The organism is Bradyrhizobium sp. USDA 3256 (assembly GCF_054058275.1).
In genome coordinates this window covers 5,426,220-5,439,020 of record NZ_JBSSAE010000002.1, presented here as the reverse complement: position 1 = coordinate 5,439,020, position 12,801 = coordinate 5,426,220, and the positions used below count along the sequence as shown (strand labels likewise).

At 61.3% G+C, this 12,801-nt stretch carries 13 protein-coding genes; 6 read left to right on the top strand and 7 right to left on the bottom strand.

All coding sequences use genetic code 11. The features are described from left to right. Positions 1-1,343 precede the first annotated feature (1,343 nt). The 7 genes from ACVWY5_RS27640 to ACVWY5_RS27610 form a co-directional block, all read right to left on the bottom strand. A complete protein-coding gene (locus ACVWY5_RS27640) occupies positions 1,344-1,604 on the bottom strand; it encodes a hypothetical protein (protein ID WP_283088614.1) in 261 nt (86 codons plus the stop codon). 158 nt (positions 1,605-1,762) lie between these two features. Continuing rightward, complete coding sequence (gene hemN / locus ACVWY5_RS27635; RefSeq protein WP_028332769.1) at positions 1,763-3,115, bottom strand: oxygen-independent coproporphyrinogen III oxidase; 1,353 nt, start codon at positions 3,113-3,115, stop codon at positions 1,763-1,765. 55 nt (positions 3,116-3,170) lie between these two features. Beyond that, positions 3,171-3,848, bottom strand: a complete 678-nt coding sequence (locus ACVWY5_RS27630) for a helix-turn-helix domain-containing protein (protein WP_028332768.1) — start codon at positions 3,846-3,848, stop codon at positions 3,171-3,173. Positions 3,849-4,037: 189 nt separating this feature from the next. Further along, positions 4,038-4,196: a hypothetical protein gene (locus ACVWY5_RS27625; RefSeq protein ID WP_283088612.1), complete on the bottom strand. Its 159-nt coding sequence runs from the start codon at positions 4,194-4,196 to the stop codon at positions 4,038-4,040. A gap of 19 nt (positions 4,197-4,215) precedes the next feature. After that, the gene (locus ACVWY5_RS27620; protein ID WP_028332767.1) at positions 4,216-4,938 is read right to left on the bottom strand and encodes a CBS domain-containing protein; all 723 of its coding nucleotides are present in this window, start codon (positions 4,936-4,938) and stop codon (positions 4,216-4,218) included. A 62-nt stretch (positions 4,939-5,000) separates the two neighbouring features. Next, positions 5,001-5,309 carry a c-type cytochrome gene (locus ACVWY5_RS27615; protein ID WP_283090689.1) on the bottom strand — a complete coding sequence of 103 codons (309 nt, stop codon included), beginning with the start codon at positions 5,307-5,309 and terminating at the stop codon, positions 5,001-5,003. A gap of 62 nt (positions 5,310-5,371) precedes the next feature. Further along, positions 5,372-6,208: a universal stress protein gene (locus ACVWY5_RS27610; protein ID WP_028332765.1), complete on the bottom strand. Its 837-nt coding sequence runs from the start codon at positions 6,206-6,208 to the stop codon at positions 5,372-5,374. Positions 6,209-6,371: 163 nt separating this feature from the next. Between ACVWY5_RS27610 and phbB the strand changes: the two genes are divergently transcribed. The 6 genes from phbB (at position 6,372) to ACVWY5_RS27580 (ending at position 12,731) form a co-directional block, all read left to right on the top strand. Further along, entirely contained in the window at positions 6,372-7,097 is a 726-nt protein-coding gene (gene phbB, locus ACVWY5_RS27605) for an acetoacetyl-CoA reductase (protein ID WP_028332764.1), read from the top strand. Positions 7,098-7,112: 15 nt separating this feature from the next. Beyond that, positions 7,113-7,592, top strand: a complete 480-nt coding sequence (locus ACVWY5_RS27600; protein WP_321176598.1) for a CBS domain-containing protein — start codon at positions 7,113-7,115, stop codon at positions 7,590-7,592. After that, positions 7,589-7,969, top strand: coding sequence for a hypothetical protein (locus ACVWY5_RS27595; protein WP_051376036.1), 381 nt, complete (start codon positions 7,589-7,591; stop codon positions 7,967-7,969). The genes ACVWY5_RS27600 and ACVWY5_RS27595 overlap by 4 nt, the downstream gene beginning before the upstream one ends. A gap of 84 nt (positions 7,970-8,053) precedes the next feature. After that, on the top strand, positions 8,054-9,868 hold the full coding sequence (locus ACVWY5_RS27590; protein WP_028352029.1) for an alpha/beta fold hydrolase: 1,815 nt from the start codon (positions 8,054-8,056) through the stop codon (positions 9,866-9,868). Positions 9,869-10,023: 155 nt separating this feature from the next. Then, a complete protein-coding gene (locus tag ACVWY5_RS27585; protein ID WP_283088607.1) occupies positions 10,024-10,191 on the top strand; it encodes a hypothetical protein in 168 nt (55 codons plus the stop codon). Then, on the top strand, positions 10,188-12,731 hold the full coding sequence (locus tag ACVWY5_RS27580; RefSeq protein ID WP_321176599.1) for a cation-translocating P-type ATPase: 2,544 nt from the start codon (positions 10,188-10,190) through the stop codon (positions 12,729-12,731). The genes ACVWY5_RS27585 and ACVWY5_RS27580 overlap by 4 nt, the downstream gene beginning before the upstream one ends. Positions 12,732-12,801 lie beyond the last annotated feature (70 nt).

Below are 12,801 nucleotides of genomic sequence, written 5' to 3'. Positions count from 1 at the left end.
ATGAAAACGGCCGCCAACTGAGGCGGCATTTTTTGTCGAGCGGCCTCAGCAACCTTAGCGGGCCTGTGAGGAAGGCAGGCGCTGGCTGGCTCGCGGGAGGAGAATTATGATGGCAGCCCAAACAGGGTTGCTGGATCTCATCTTGCTTGCCTGCAGTACTCTGCAAGCTGTCGCTGGTTCAATGAACAAGCAGGATTCTTGTGACCCACACTACATCAGCGATCGACCGCCTGAGGTACGGCACTACATCGCCGCGATTTGCAAAGCGATACCCGCAGCATAGCATGATTTCGCAACCTATAACCCTCACGAAAAGCGCTGGTGGATAAATCTCGAATATCTTCGCTGCGAGGGCTTAAGCGAATTCCGACAATGGAAACCAGCGTCTCGATGGCGATTTCGTTGCGATAGGGGCGCAATATAAAATTCGTCAGCAAGCACTGCGCAGAATGCGGATACTGAAATCATCGCAGGAACACCGCGCTGGCAGATCTACATGAGACGACCCCAGCGCGCCTTGCGGGGCTGTGCGGTGCGCGCCGGAACCGTCGCCACGAGCGATCCCATAGTGGAGCGCGAGCTCAATCGTATCAGGAGCAAGCTGACGACGGGGCGCCCTCGCGGACTACCTCGTTTTGTTGGCACTATGGCTTTGGGCTTGGCGAAGGTGCGGGGGTGGGCGCTTGAGGCGCCGGCGGTGCTTGATCCAGAGAGGTGATTGGCTGATCCATCCTCGCATGAGGAATGCAGGTCCCGGCATTCGCAACTTTTCCGATCGCGCCCTCTCGAACCCGGCGGTAGTGGCGGCTGCGGCGCCTGTCGAGCTGGTCGTCGTCCATCATCGAGCGTCCGGTCAAAGCGCTGTAGGCGTTCGCATAGCGGTTCTGATCCGACAACACTCTGCTTTCGGCCATCGCCCTTTCTGCCGCGCGAACAGTTCGGATGGTGGCTCGTCCATGACCAAACCTCTGATCAGAGACCAGTACGCGGGTGACAGCGGTTGGTTCCAACGATCTCTACGCCGTTGGAGACGCGACCCAAGATGGGCACTCTTTATCTCGTGGAGACGGCTCTTGTGACTTACGGGCCTAGGAATATGTCCGGCGGGGCGATGCGAAGCAGCGCTGCTTGACTTCTCGATCAGGCTTGCTGCTTCCTGATTGCGAAGGCGTCGTCATAGACGCGATAAATTTGGTGTCTGTCGGCCATAGCCACGCTCCCTTGTGCAGGCGGGAGCGCGCTCGGTCTCTCGGTCACACCGACGCCCACGAACAGAGCCTTGGCCGGTGATGAAAAACAACTTACCACGCCGGTGAAGGGTCCAACAGAAATTGGCAAAGCTGTTACTTCTGGCCCAAGCGCTTGCTCCTTCTTGGGTCTATGGCATAGCGGTTTAAGCGCGACCACTTCATCGGCTTGAATTCTGCAATTAGGCGATCACCGTCCCACAGTTCGATCTGATTGTCGTTAGCGAGGGCTTTAGCGCTTTCCCTAGCGGCTGCTTCGTCGATGCAAAGCAAGTCGATGCGATTGGCAATGTGGCCATCGCGATCAACAATGTATGCGGCGAAGCTGCTCTCCCTGTTGGTGAGTTTGTATCTCATCGAAGTGTCCGACAGTATCGCGGCGCAGTTTGTGACCAGCGCCGCTGGGATTGCGACGCTCGTTCTGTTTGCGACATGCATGGCCTGGATCGGCAAACGAAGCCGCCAACATCCGAAACTGCTGTAGAGGGTGCGGACCGGGTCCCGCCGGTCGCAATCTAGACCGCTCGGCTATGCCGGGCCGTGGCGCGACCGAGGTAAGCGTCGAACGCCGAGGCGACGCTTCGGACCAGGAACTCCGCATCATCGTTGATCAGGAGCTGGTCACCTCTCATCGTCACCGCGCCGTCCGCGATCAGCCTGTCGAGCCGGGAACGGTCGACGACGGCCGAACCAGGATCCCAGCGGTGCCGGCGGCACATTCCCGGCAGGTCGACGGCCATGTCGCACATGATGCGCTCGATGATGTCGGCTCGGAAACGGTCCTCCGCTGTCAGCATGTAGCCCTTGACGGTGGCAAGCCGGTCCTCAGCAATGCGTGCAAGATAGTCGCGTGTCCCAACTGCGTTCTGCACGAAGCCCCGCGGCATGCGGCCGATTGCGCTGGCGCCGAGGCCTATCAGGGTCTCGGCAGAATCATCCGTGTAGCCCTGGAAGTTACGCCGCAGCCGGCCCTCGCGCTTTGCGATGGTCAGATTGTCGTCGGGGAGCGCGAAATGGTCGAGGCCGATGCTGATGTATCCGGCATCGATCAGCGCCTGCGCGACTGCTTCGGACTGACGATGGCGCTCGAGGCTATCCGGCAGTGACGCCTCGTCGATCATGCGCTGGTGCTTCTTGAAGGAGGGAATATGGGCGTATCCGAACACGGAAAGCCGGTCGGGCCGCAGCGCGACGCATGTGTCGACGGTATCCAGGCAGGAAGCGACAGTCTGAGCGGGCAGGCCGTAGAGCAGGTCGAAGTTGATGCGGCCGACGCCGGCACGGCGCAGCCGCTCGACCGCTTCCGCGGTCTGCTCAAGGCTCTGCGACCGATTGATGGCGTGCTGGACGACAGGATCGAAGCTCTGGACACCAAGGCTCGCACGGTTGACGCCGCTGTACCCCAATGCTTCCGCCATCGGCTCGGTCAGGGTGCGTGGATCGATCTCGACGGCGATTTCGGCGTCGGGCTGCACGAAAAACGAGTAGCGTAGCGAGCTGACGAGGTCGGCAAAGGTTTCGGGCGTCATGATCGTCGGGGTGCCGCCACCGAAATGGATGTGGGAGACGGGCAATCGCTGACCGACCGCTTCCGTAACGAGATGCGCTTCGGTGCGAAGGCCGGCGGCGTAAACGGCGACCGGTTCGTCGCGGCTGGTAATGGAAGTGTGGCACCCGCAGTACCAGCACATCGACCGGCAAAACGGCACGTGCAGGTAGATCGAGGCTGGCCGCCGAGCTGGAACTGACTTGAGCCATGCCCCGTAATCAACCTCGCTGACCGCCGCAGAAAAATGCGGAGCCGTGGGGTAGCTGGTGTAGCGCGGCAGCTTGTCCTGCCCATAGGTGATCGCCAGGTTCGACCGCATCCTATTCCTAGCCTCTCACTTGCGGCCGATTATCGAAGCCTGGCGCGCCCTTCGCTTACGCCGCCATGTTCCGGTTCGACATCGCGCGGTTGCGCAGTTCCACCCGACGCGAGGTCGGAAGGGAGATCACGCCGTTCTGCTCGAGCTGGGTAAAGGTGCGTGACACCGTTTCGATCGTCAGACCGAGATAGTCGGCGATATCCTGCCGCGACATCGGAAGCTCGATCGCCGCATTCTTGACGGCGCGGCGCGCCATGTCGTGGAGGAAGCCGACGACACGATCTTCAGCGCTGCAGATCAGCAGCATCAGATGCTCCTGAAAGCGACGCAGTTCCTGGGCCGTCGCATCCCAGAGTTGGCGTGCCAGATCCTTTTCGTGGGTCGCACGGACCATGAGCGCGGCGCGCTTGACCACGATGACCCGCGTCTCGGAGACGGCCTCGGCCGAGGAGATATGGGTCTCGCCGGCCTCGAATCCGAAAATATCCCCGGGCAGATAGAATGCGCCGATCTGGCGACGTCCGTCTTCCAGAATCTTGTAGGTTCGGACGGCGCCGGAAACGACCTGATAGAGGTATTCCGCGGCCTCGTCCTCGCCGTAAATTTCGCTGTTGCGGGCGAACCGCATCGGCGTCCCAATCATGCCGAAGGGCCCTTCAACGCGCGCCTGCCGGCTGAGGATGCTGGTCGGGTGACGGCTGTTCTCGAAAGAAATGGCGTTCTGGGTCTGCATGGCGACGCTCCATGAATGGGAAGATCGATGGAGGCAGATTGATCGCATCTCGTGGATCAGGAAATTTGGATATTTCCCCTAAGTAGAAGCCACTTACGTATTTGTACGTAGCTCCGGGGAGTGCAGGGCAATGAATGGTGGCCGCACGGCGAGACATCAGTGTCTCGGCGCGCGAGGCAAAAAGCGCTGCTAGGTCCCGTTCTTATCGGGATAGGCAGCGCGTGTGCTGGCTCGGTCCTGTTCCTGACGCCAGCGCGTCGTGTTGCGATCGGTCAAGGCGAGCACGAGCGCAAAGATCGCGAAGACGAGACAGACGGCTGAGACGACAAGCAGTGTACTCATTGCCATGTGCGGCTCCTCGATCTGATCAGCTAGCCGCCTTGACGTCTTCCGGCGATTCCACGTAGTAGCCGGAGTAGCCGTCGACGAAGCAGAGATGATCGTGGACTTCCCTGACGCCCGAGGTGTTCTCGGCGAGCACGATCGCGGCCTGACGAGCTCGTTCATCGAAGATCAGGCCGTGCAGATGCACGGCGCCGTTGCGTACCCAGACCTGGAAGCCGGCCGGCCGCCAGCCGGTGGCGTTGATTTCGCGCAGGATCCGTTCACGGATATGGCTGTCGTCGGCGGTCGGATCGGGAACTTCGCGCGCCAGCGATGCGACGGCCTGCAGGATGTCCGCCCGGGTGACGATTCCGACCATGGTCTTGCCGTTCACGACCGGCACCCGCTTCACGCCATGCTTGTGCATCAGATGCACGATCTCGTCGAGTGGTGTCTGCTTCTCGACGGTGATCGGGTTCGTCGCCATGACATCCTCGACCTTGCGGCCGCGTTCGTGCACGAAATCGGTCGCAGCGCGACCCACGCCGGTGAATAGCTCCAGCCATGCCGAGCGCTTGTGTCCTGTGCCGATCTCGCCGCGTTCCAGGAAATCTCCCTCGGACACCATACCCCTGAGCGTGCCGTCTTCGTCCATCACCGGCAGACCGCTGAGGTGGCATCGCAGCATGATGTTGGCCGCATCCAGGATCTTGGTGTGCGGACTGACGGCGATGATATGCTTGGTCATGATCTGATGCGCGCGCATGTCGGACCTCCGTGTTGAAGCCTGAACAATGAGGCTTTGTGCGATCCGCGCATTGACCTGGCTCAACGGTCCGTCTGGCCCCGCTCGAGAGATTTCAAGAACAGAATGAAGTCGCCCACCTGGTCCGGCTCGAAGCTGAACTGGGGCATGGTCGGATGGCCGGTGACGATTCCCTCCGCCAGCGATTCCTGCAGCATCTCGACCGGATAGTGTTCGTGCAATGTCCGGAACGGAGGTGCTATCCTCAGCGGGCTCGGGCTCACCCGATCGATAGCATGGCAGCGGGCGCAGTAGAGCTGCGCAAGGCGACGGCCTTGCTCTTGGTCCGCAGCGGCTGGAGTCAGCGCGGCGCAGATCGCGCTGATGCCCACGAAGCCACGAGCGATATGGCTCTGAAATGTCCCGGCTGGATGCTTCACAGTTCGGCTCGCGCTTAGTGAGACATCAGGACTGGGACGGTCATCGTGCGCAGCATGTCGCGCGTCACGCCGCCGAGCAGGGTTTCCTGCAGGCGGGAGTGGCCGTATCCGCCCATCACAAGAAGGTCAAGGCTTTCATCCGCCGCGATCGACAGTAGGATTGACTGAACCTCGGACTTGGACGCCGACAACGACGTGATCTTGGCCGGCAGACCGGCCCTTGCAAGATATCGGACCAAATGGTCGGTGGAGCTTTCCGAGGGGATTGGGTCAGGGCCATCAATGGTGATGACCACGAGAGCGTCGGCTGCGTGCAATAGGGGCATCGAGTCATGCAGCGCGCGGGCGGCAAGCCGGCTGCCATCCCAGCAGATCCCGATTCGCTTCGCCGAGAACGCGCCGTGGAACGTATAGGGCATGAACAGAACAGGACCCCCGGCCTGGAACAAGAGCTCGCGCGGGATCACATTGTCGTAGCTGTTATATTCGCCCAGCGGCTGCACCACCACGGTCAGGTCATGCAGTCGCGCGCTCGCGCAGATCATCTCCCGCGCATCGATGGGGAGCGCACCTACGGCGCGGGTCGCGTACGATATCCCCGCATTCCGTGCCTCGATATCGAAGATGCGCAGCGCAACCTCGGCGCGTTCGAGGGCCTGCTCATGTTCAGCCTCGAACAGGGAGGCGACCGCCGCACCGCCTTCAACGACGAACGGTACGCTAGCGGTCTCGTAGCCGATCGCCATTGCGTCGAGATGCGCACCGGTGCCGAGCGCGAGCGAAACCGATCCGTCGACCGCGGGACGTGGCGACAACTCCGTCGGAATATGCACCAGGATGTTCTTGAACATGGGCCGTTCTCCAAAGGGTTGGAAGAGCAAGTGCTATCAAAGCACCGGTCGAGGCGGAGCAATTTGATCTGCCTCATATGCGGTCGGGGATTCTGATTGAGCGAGATCAATTCATTGAGCGTGTACTTCGCGCAAATGTTGTACCCAGCTTGGAGGAGCCGGCATGGCGCGCGTCGCATTGGTTACGGGTGGAGGCAGAGGAATTGGCGCCGCGATTTCGCGTGCCCTCGCTGCCGCCGGATGCCGGGTTGCGGCCTGCTATGCTGGAAATGCGGGAGCCGCGTGGTCGTTTCAGGATCAGACCGAAATTCCCGTATTCCAGTGGGATGTCGCGAACTTTCAGGCCTGTGCAGCCGGCGTGCGCGAGGTGGAGGCGGCGCTGGGCCCGATCGACATCCTGGTCAATAACGCCGGTATCGTGCGCGACGCCACACTGCATCGAATGACCAAGCCGCAATGGGACGCGGTGATACGAACCGATCTCGATTCGCTATTCAACATGTGCCGACCCCTCATCGAGGGCATGCGGGCCCGCAAGTTCGGGCGGATCATCAACATTTCGTCGATCAATGGGCAGAAGGGCCAGATCGGCCAGACGAATTATGCCGCGGCGAAAGCCGCCGAGCTCGGCTTCACCCGTGCACTGGCGCTCGAAAGCGCGCGGTTCGGTATCACGGTCAATGCGATCTGCCCGGGCTACTTCAACACCGAGATACTGGCCGCGGTGCCGGCCGATGTCATGCAGAATTCCATTCTGCCGCAGATCCCGGTCGGGCGGTTGGGGCAGCCGGAGGAGATTGCCCGTGCCGTCGCGTTTCTTGCTGCCGACGAAGCAGGGTTCATCACCGGATCGACGCTGTCGATCAATGGCGGCCAACACATGTGTTGAATAGGAGAGATGACAATGCTCGCCACCGATGTGATGCGCAGTTCGTTCGCGACGATCAAGCCGACTGCCACCGTGCTCGATGCCATCGAGCTGCCGCTTGAGACCGATCAGCGCGGCCTACCGGTGATCGACGACGCCGGCGACCTCGTCGGCATGGTTTCGGAGGGGGATTTCCTTCACCGCGATGAGCTTGACATCAGCCCGCCGTCAGGAAACTGGCTGGAGTCTCTGCTTGGCATTGCGGAGAATACACCTGAACGCGAACGCATGCGCACGCTGCAGGTCGGCTCGCTCATGAGTGGCTCGCCGATCACCGTCGATGCCGAGGCATCGATCGAGGACGTCGTCGCGCAGATGGATGTCTACAATGTCGCTCAGATTCCGGTGCTCGGCGCCGGAACCGTCGTTGGCATTGTCAGTCGCAGGGAGCTGCTTGCGGCATTGGCGCGCCGATTGAGAGAAGCAGAGAAAGAAAGCACCGGAGTTACTTCATGAGCGAGACGACCCTGCAGTCACATGCGCATGCTGTCGTTTGGATCGATCACCTTGTTGCGAAGGTTTTCGGCATCGGGTTGACAGGCGTCAGCGCGACGGCCGTCCACGCGCATTTGGCGTCGCAGCATCTGCATCACAAGACGAATACGATCGGCGATGGCCGCGTCCCGGTCGACGCGACATTCCTCGCCCGGGTAGGGGAGGCCGTGAGCGGTTGCAGCGATTTGCTCGTCATCGGTTCGGGGATCGAGAAGGTTGAGCTGATGCAATATCTCACGGCGGAACGGCCCAACCTCAACCTGCACGTTGAGCCGAGCGATCATCCGACGGACGGCGAGATCGTGGCGCTGGGCCGGAAGCGGTTCCGCCTCGGCTAAGTAGGAGAGGCTGCGTCGGACCAATTGCCAGACGGAGAGACAGGGTGCGCCCGAGCCCATCCCGCTCGAGCAAGGAGACGAGCGATGACAGTCCAAGCGGTTCTCGACCAGCCCACATCTCCAGCTAACGACGATGTGACGGGGGCCAGTATGCCCGCTTCAGCAACGTTCGAAAGCAAGCCATTGACGGGTGCCGAATCGATCGACCAACTGGTTCATGCGACCATGGCGCGATGGACCGGCGGACTTTCACCGGCCAGCCTCGCGCTCGCTTTCGCCGACTGGCAACTCCATCTTGCGGCGTCACCCGGTAAACGGCTTCAGCTGGCGCTGAACGCAGTTGCTGAGGGCTCGCGCTTCGCGCGCATGGTGTCGACGCCGCATGCTGCCTGGCAGCCCTGGTTCATGGTCAAGCCACAGCCGGGTGACAACCGTTTTGCCGGCCAGGATTGGACATTGCCGGCCTTTAACGTCATAGCACAGGCGTTCCTGCTGGGAGAGCAATGGTGGCATTCGGCGACCAGCGGCCTGCGCGGCGTCTCGAAAGGAAATTCGGAAATTGTGGATTTCACTGTCCGCCAATGCCTCGATGTGGTGGCGCCGTCCAACTTTGCGTTCAGCAATCCAGAGGTGCTGCGGCGGGCGATGGATTCGGGTGGCGGCAACTTCGTGTCGGGCTGGCATAACTGGCTGGAAGATTGCCGCGACCTGCTGAGCGGCAAGCCCTCCGAGCCTCCGCCTTTCGTGGTCGGCAAGGATGTAGCCACGACCAAGGGGAAGGTCGTCTACCGCAATGAGCTGATCGAGCTCATTCAATACGCGCCCGCGACCACGGACGTCTGCCCGGAGCCAGTGCTCATCGTGCCAGCCTGGATCATGAAATATTACATTCTTGATCTCTCGCCCGAGAACTCGCTGGTGCGCTTCCTGGTCGAGCGCGGCTTCACCGTGTTCATGATCTCATGGCGAAATCCGGGGCCAGCCGATCGCGATCTTGGTCTCGAGGACTATCGCAAGCTTGGGGTCGACGCGGCCATCGACGTGATCAGTCAGCTTGCCCCTGAACGCGCGATCCATGCGGCAGGCTACTGCCTCGGTGGCACCCTGCTAGCGATTGCCGCGGCCCGATTGCAAAGGGAGCGGCCTGATTGCCTCCGGTCGGTGACGCTGCTGGCGGCCCAGGTCGATTTTACCGATGCAGGCGAGCTGACGCTCTTCATCAATGAAAGCCAGATTGCGTTCCTGGAGGACATGATGCGGCAGCGCGGCGTGCTCGAGACGGCGCAGATGGCCGGTGCGTTCCAGTTGCTGCGGTCGAACGACATGATCTGGTCGCGCCTGGTCCGCGACTATCTCATGGGCGATCGCACCGCACCGAGTGACCTGATGTCATGGAACGCGGACGCGACCCGCATGCCCTACCGGATGCATTCGGACTATCTACGCAAGCTTTTTCTCAACAACGACCTTGCCGAGGGCCGGTATCTGGCGGACGAGCAGCCGATAGCACTTTCCGAACTTCGCGCGCCTATGTTTGTGGTGGGCACGGTCCGTGATCACGTCGCGCCCTGGCGGTCTGTTCACAAGATTCACTTGCTCGCGGATGCCGATATCGCCTTCGTGCTGGCGAGCGGCGGGCACAACGCCGGCATCGTTGCTCCGCTATCGGAGGAGGGGCACAGCTATCAGTTGTTGGAGAAGAAGGCGGATCAACACTATGTCGGCCCCGACGAGTGGCTGCGGAAGGCGGTGAATCGCGACGGATCCTGGTGGCTGGAGTGGGTTCGCTTTCTTACCGCGTATTCGGGAACCTGGGAGCCGTCGAGAACATCGCTTCATGGGCCCCAGAGGGGGCCGCCGCTCGATGATGCGCCAGGTCAGTATGTTCTCCAGCATTGATCTCGCGGGCACAAGCACTCAGGCAGTTTGATTTGCCGCAACTCCTCCCGCGGCGCGACCCCTAGAGTAAATGCCGCACCAGCGAGATCGAGGATCGAGCTACGCCCCCCTTGGCTGGCGAGCTTTGAACAATGTTGGACCTCTAGGAGAGAGCCGTGAGCATCATCCTTCGCATCCTCTTCGTCCTCGTGGGATCTGTCACCGCGCTGTTCGTAGCGCGCGATTCCCTGAACTTTGACATCATCCAGACATTCGTGGCCATTCTGCTTGTCACCGCGCTTTTGCTGGGCGGAAGCTTCTGGAGCCTGTGGCGGAAGACGTGAGTGCCATAGACCTCATAGGACTGAGCGAAGCCGAAGCCACGACCCGGCTTCGGATCGAAGGGTACAATGAGCTTCCGAGTCCTGAGCGGCGCACTCCCGTACGCATCGTGCTGGAAGTGCTGCGCGAGCCGATGCTCGCGCTCCTTCTGTGCGGTGGACTGATCTACCTCCTGCTTGGTGATCTCAAGGAGGCACTGCTGCTCCTTGGCTTTGGCGCCATGTCGATCGTGATCACGATCGTGCAGGAGACACGGACCGAACGCGTGTTGGAAGCCTTGCGCGACCTGACCAGTCCGCGAGCCCTCGTGATGCGGGATGGGATACGTCGGCGTATCGCCGGCCGGGACGTCGTCCGAGGCGACCTCATTATCCTTGGCGACGGTGATCGCGTGCCAGCCGACGCTGTGCTCCTCGACGGTCATGATCTGCAGGTCGATGAGTCCCTGCTAACAGGCGAGTCTGTACCCGTTCGCAAGCAGGTGGTAGAGACGGACGCCGTGGCTGAGCATCGGCCGGGCGGCGACGATCAGCCGTTCGTGTATTCCGGCTCGCTCGTCGTGCGGGGCGAGGGCACCGCCCGAGTCACGGCCACCGGGCGGCAAAGTGAGATCGGAAAGATCGGAGTGTCGTCGGGTGCGCTGCAGGCGGAGCCGCCGCGGCTTCAACAGCAGACAGCGAGGCTGGTGCGGCTTTGCTTCTTCGGTGGCGCTGCGGTCAGCATTGTTGCTGTGCTGCTTTACGGGATGTTGCGCGGAGACTGGCTGCAGGCATTGCTCGGCGGCGTCGCAATCGGCATGTCCATGCTGCCGGAAGAATTTGGTGTGGTGCTCACCGTGTTCATGGCCATGGGCGCGTGGCGCATTTCGAAAGTCCGCGTGCTGACGCGCCGGGCGGCCGCAATTGAGACGTTGGGCTCCGCCACGGTCTTATGCACAGACAAGACCGGTACTCTGACGCTGAATGAAATGTCAGTTGTAGAATTGCGGTTGCTCGATGGTGCATGCATGCGTCCCAAGTCTACGAATCCGGGTTGCATAGGGCCCGAATTCTCGAAGATGCTACGCTACGGCGTCCTTGCCAGCTCGCCTCAGCCATTGGATCCAATGGAGCGGGCATTGCACGCCCTTGCCGGCGACGCCTGGAAGGAAAACAGCGGACCGGATGCTCACCGGCAGCTGGTACGCACGTACGGACTCCGGCAAGAACTCCTGGCCATGACCCAGGTCTGGCGGTCATCCATTGCGGAGGAATGCGTCGTTGCAGCTAAAGGAGCGCCTGAGGCGATCGCGCGTCTCTGCCGGTTGAGTCGTGCAGACCAAGAATCGATGAGAAATGCCGTCGGCTTGATGGCGGAGCAAGGGCTCCGTGTGCTCGGGGTCGCGGCGGCCGTGCTTAAGGGCAGCCAGCTTCCTTGCTCGCAAGAAGCCTTCGCATTTCGCTTCCTCGGACTCGTCGGATTCGCCGATCCGCTTCGCTCCGGCGTGCCCGGTGCGGTGCGTGAATGCCGCTCAGCGGGAATTCGCGTCGCTATGATCACAGGCGATTATCCGGCAACCGCGACCGCAATTGCGAAGCAGGCGGGGCTAGATGTCCATGACGTGCTTACAGGGGATCAGATCAGGCTCATGGATGACCTGCAGCTTGCGGAGCACGTCAGGCGCGTGAACGTGTTTGCGCGCGTACTGCCGGAGCAGAAGCTCCGCATCGTGCAGGCGTTGAAGCAGAACGGCGAGATCGTTGCGATGACTGGCGATGGCGTCAACGACGCTCCATCCCTGAAAGCGGCCCACATCGGCATCGCGATGGGCGGGCGCGGAACGGACGTCGCGCGCGAGGCGTCCTCCATTGTGCTGCTTGACGACGATTTCAGCGCGATCATCTCGGCCATCCGCCTGGGTCGACGCATCTACGACAATCTGCGAAAGGCGATGGCTTTTATCTTCGCTGTCCACGTTCCAATCGCAGGGCTCGCCCTGCTTCCCCTGGCTTTCGGATTACCTTTGATTCTCGGCCCCGTTCACATCGCATTTCTGGAGCTGATCATCGATCCCGTTTGCTCACTCGTGTTCGAGGCCGAGCGCGAGGAGCGCGACATCATGGCTCGCCCACCCAGGCGGACCGACAGCGCTCTGTTTACTTGGGCGTTGGTTGGCTGGAGCCTTCTTCAAGGTGCCTTGATTTTTGCACTTGTCGCAATCCCGTTCGTCATCGCATTTCGTATTGGCATGCCTGCAGATGAGGCGAGAGCCTTGGCCTTCTTCGCCCTCATCGGATCGATTGTCGGTCTTGTCCTGGTCAATCGATCGTTCAGTGCCTCATTCCTGTCCGCTTTCTTGCGGCCAAATCCAGCGCTGGCCGCGATCCTGCTTTCGGTCGCAGGCACTCTCGTCACCGCGCTGCTCTGGCCTCCAGCATCTACCCTGTTTCGGTTCGGTCCTCTGCATCCGGGCGATCTGATGATCGCGCTCGGACCGGGAGTGGCGATGCTGGTAATCCTTGAACTGCTCAAGCCACTCTGGGGTCGGCGGCTGAGATCCTAGCCGGCGGAGACATCGAACTGTGCCTGAAAGGTAACGGCTCGTGTGCTCATCTCACAAGGAACACGTCGGC